Source organism: Streptomyces sp. NPDC031479, assembly GCF_055581065.1.
Window position 1 is genome coordinate 1 of sequence record NZ_JBVIKC010000106.1, and the last position, 1854, is coordinate 1854.

General features: G+C 68.2%; 1 protein-coding gene. It reads right to left on the minus strand.

The window, feature by feature from the left end; all coding sequences use genetic code 11:
• The coding region (locus ACZ5D2_RS40865) for a DNRLRE domain-containing protein (protein ID WP_468936812.1) at positions 1 to 1784 on the minus strand (1784 nt) is incomplete at its 3' end.
• Between the last annotated feature and the right edge of the window lie 70 nt (positions 1785 to 1854).

The following is a 1854-nucleotide window of genomic DNA, read 5'->3' on the forward strand; positions in this document are numbered from 1 at the left end:
CCGTCGCCGGTGACGTCGCCGGGGCCGTCGGATCCGGGGCGGGGGCGGACGTAGAAGGTGTAGATGAAGGGGTCGGAGAGGTTGCCGGCCTTGTTGACGATGCGGACGTAGAAGAGGTTCGGTCCGGCGTTGTCGGGGTTGACGTCGACGGTGACGGTGTCCTGCCCGGTGGCGGGGACGGCCTTCTGGTCGTAGACGGGGTGGTTGAGGGACCACTGGAACTCGCGGATGTCGGCCGGGTTGGTGCCGCCCGCGATGACGGTGATCTTGCCGGGGCCGAGGGTGTTCTTGCTCCACTCGGCGCCGTCGGGGCCGGGTGCGGGGAAGTCCTCGGAGCGGATCGTGGGTTTGACCGGCTGGGAGTGGTCGACGGTGAACGTGCAGGGCTTGTCGGTGCCGGCGGGGCCGGCGGCGGAGGTGGAGCCGTCCCAGTCGTTGGCCGTGGCGGTCCAGGAGTAGGTGGTGTTGGCGGTGAAGGACTCCCAGCCGATGGTGGTGCGGGCGACGCCGTAGCTGTCGGGCCAGATCCACTGGTCGAAGACGGCCTGGCTGTCGGCAGTGCGCCAGACCTTGAACTGGATCTGCTTGAGGTTGCCGTCGCCGTCGCGGCCCTGGACCTCGAACATGACGTCGGACTTGCCGACCTTGTTGAAGGGGGCGTCGGTCACGCACAGGCCGCCGGGGACGGTGTCCATGCCGGCGACGGTGGGCTCGTCGGGGGCCTTGTTGTACTCGACCTCGATGTACGGGGCGCTCTCGCCGTTGGCCTGGAACTTCTTCCAGTAGCTCGCGTCGCTCTCGTTCGGGGAGCGCAGGCCCAGGGTGAGGTTCTGCCAGGCGCCGCGGGCGCCTTCCTCGACGGTGGGCTTGATGTCGATGCCGACCCAGGCGTCGGGGCAGGAGCTGTTGTAGCCGTGGCCGGTGGACGTGCCGGCGATGCGCTTGCCCCAGAACGTGTCGGTGTCGGTGTTGTTCCAGGTGCTGGAGCTGGTGATCAGCGGGGTGTGGTAGACGTCGAAGGCCCTTGGGTCACAGCCCCAGGAGTACGTCTGCAGCAGGCGCAGGTTCGCCGTGCGGATCTGGGAGCCGTAGAGCTGGCTGCCGAAGTCGAAGATGAACGCGGCGCGGGAGGTGCCGCCGGTGGTCGACTCGTAGCCGACGCGCGCCTCGGGGGTGCCGGAGCCGCTGTTGTAGTTCTGGCCGTTCCAGAAGCTGGAGCCGCCCTCGGTCTTGTAGAAGGTCGACCAGTTCTGCTTGTGGCCCTTGAACGACGGGTCGATGAAGACCGGGTACACGGTGTCGGCGTCGTTCAGCAGCTGCGCGTTCGGAGTCACCGTCAGCACGTTCTCCGCGGACAGCGCAGCCCCTGCGGCCTTGGCGTGGTTGCCCTCGGCGCCGTTGAGACCGGACAGGGCGAGGGTGGGATGGTCCTTGGCCTCGGGAGCGGGCTTCGCCTGCGGCTCACCTTCGGTGACCGCGGCCTTGCCCGCCGAGTCCCACATGAACGGGGTCGGGGAGGCGGCGATCTCCTGGCCCTGCGCGTCCTGCGCGCTGACCGACTTCGACGACTCGTCCAGATGGAACGTCAGATCCGGAGAGGAAAGCCGGTAGTTCAACTGGCGCAGCAAGGGGTCGGCTGCGGCCTGCTTGTCCTTCACGACCAGGACATGCGTGTAGCCGCCGTCCTGAGCGGTCATCACCAGGTCTATACCCGGGCGGACGTTCTCGTACAGGGCCCGCGGCCCGGAAATCACCGGCTGGGGCAGCGGTCCCGGCCAGGACACGACCAGATCGTGCCCATCGGTATACAGCCGTACGAGCTCACTCCACTCGGGGGCGGGCCCGTCCGCCTTC